Origin of the sequence: Actinomadura sediminis (assembly GCF_042675525.1) — a bacterium.
GTDB lineage: Bacteria > Actinomycetota > Actinomycetes > Streptosporangiales > Streptosporangiaceae > Spirillospora > Spirillospora sediminis.
The window spans coordinates 1-2,105 of sequence record NZ_JBHTJA010000238.1 but is presented as its reverse complement, the minus strand read 5'-3'; the positions used below and the strand labels follow the sequence as shown (position 1 = coordinate 2,105).

Genomic DNA, 2,105 nt, shown 5'->3' with positions numbered 1-2,105 from the left:
GCTGTCCGGCGGCGCCGCCCGCGGGGGCGGCCGCAGGGGCGGCCGGCATATGCCCGGGGGCGCCCGCCGGGACGGCCGCACCGGCCGGCGCGGGACCGGCGGGACGGCGCGGCAGGCTCCACACCTGCCGCTTCTCCATCGGCTGCTGCAGCTCGTACGGGTGCACCCCGGTGCGGCCGATGCGCAGGCCGGCGTTGCGCGCCCGCAGCATCGAGAACAGCACCATGAAGAACACGCCCGCCCAGATCATGTTCATCGGGGTCAGGTAGCGGCGCGCCTTCATCCACAGCGACGCCGTGTCGGTCCACCCGTCGGTGTTGTTGTCGTCCTCGGCGATGTCGCCGCTCGACCGGGATGTGCTGATCGCGCTCGTCCCGCGGCCCTGCAGGGTGTTGTTGCGGACGTCGGAGCCGTCGGCGTCCCCGACGAACGTGATGCCGTGCGCGGCGGCGCCCTTGATGACGTTGCCGGTCAGCTTCCCGGACGAGTCGCGCAGGTAGATGCCGGTGCGGGCCCCGACGATCGTGTTCCCGGCGAGGCTCGCGTCGTCGACGCCGTCGCGGACCGAGATGCCCTGCCGGACCTGCTCGGTGAGCTGGTTGCCGGAGATCTGCACGTCGGTGGCGCCCTCCCGGACGACGATGCCCATGTCGCCGCCGATGATCTTGCTGTTCTGCACCGACAGCTTGGTGCCGCCGAGCAGCTCGACGCCGTAGTGGCCGTTGTCCCGGGCGACGCTGTTGCTGATGGAGCTGCCGCCGTACGCCTTGAGCGACTCGCCCGACGCGGACGGCCCCTCGGCCAGCGGCTGCCCGTTGACGGTGAAGCCGTTGTGGCCGTTGCGCTCGGCCGTGCAGTCGGTCACCTGGATCTTCTCGGTGGCCCGGGCGAGCGCGAAGCCGTCGCCGCGGCTGCCGGTCACCGTCGTGTTCGAGATGTTGGCGTTCTTCGCGAACCGGTGCATGACCAGCCCGTCCACCAGGCTGTTCTCGATCCGGCTGTTGCTGATCTGCGTCTGGTTCGACCCGGAGACGAACAGCCCGTACGCGTTCCCGGTGATCGTGGCGTTGTCGATCGACCCGGTGACCAGGTCGGCCGCGGGCACGTGCGTCGCGGTGCCGCCCGGCTCCACGACCTCGATGTCGCCGGGGCCGCCGCCACCGCCGCGGTTCTTGTTCTCCTCCAGCCGCTTCCTCTTGGCCTCGTGCCGCTCTTCCTTGGTCTTGCGCTTCTGCTCGTTCTGCGGCCGGTCGGTGCCGGTCATCCCGATGCCGCCGGTGCGGCCGCTCCAGAAGCCGAGGTGGGCGAACTTGGCGTGCTTGATGTGGAACTCGCCGCCGACCGCCCGCAGGTAGGCGCGGCCGTCGGCCAGTTCGACGTCGGGCTTGTTGGTCCGCGGATCCCAGCTGGTGATCTGCACCGGGTTCTGCTGGGTGCCCTCGATGTCGATCTCGCCGCCGAAGCTGACGATGGACGCGTACGCGCCCGGCATGCTGCCCATCCGCAGGACGAGCGGCCCGTCGGGGTTCTTCAGCGTCAGCTTCGCGCCGTCGGCGACGAACACCGGGATGCCGAGCAGGAACGAGCCGTCCGGCAGCCGCTTGAAGTACTTGCCGCCGTACTTGGCGAGGTCGGCGACCGTGTAGTCCTGGCCGATCGGCGGCAGGACGAGCGTCTTGCCGTGGCTGGAGCCGAAGATCTGCGGCTGCTTCCACTGCGCGGTGGCGGCGCCGCCGATCTGCAGGATCGCGGTCAGGACGGACCGGATCTGCAGGATCCGCTGGTCCTCCTGGTCGACGAGCACGGCCTGCCGGTCCGCCTCACCGGCCGGCCGCCCGCCCTGCTGGGGCGTCTGCTGGGCTCCCGGCTGGGCGCCCTGCTGCGGAGTCTGCTGCTGCGAACCCTGCTGCGCGCCTTGCTGCGCGCCTTGCTGGGTTCCCTGCTGCTGCCCGTTCTGCGGTTGTCCGGTCGGCTGCCCGGTCGGCCGGCCGGTCTGCGGCTGCCCGCCGGGCTGCCCGGTCGGCTGACCGCCCTGGGCGGGCGGGGGCGTCGGCGCGGCGTGCGCCGGGGGCGGGGGCAGCAGGGCCGCCGCCGGGACGAGGCCG

The 2,105-nt window shown here is 72.2% G+C and carries 1 protein-coding gene; it reads right to left on the bottom strand.

Annotated features, from left to right (window positions below; genetic code table 11):
• On the bottom strand, nucleotides 1-2,105 hold a 2,105-nt coding region (locus ACFQ11_RS37615), incomplete at both ends, for a right-handed parallel beta-helix repeat-containing protein (protein ID WP_378307718.1).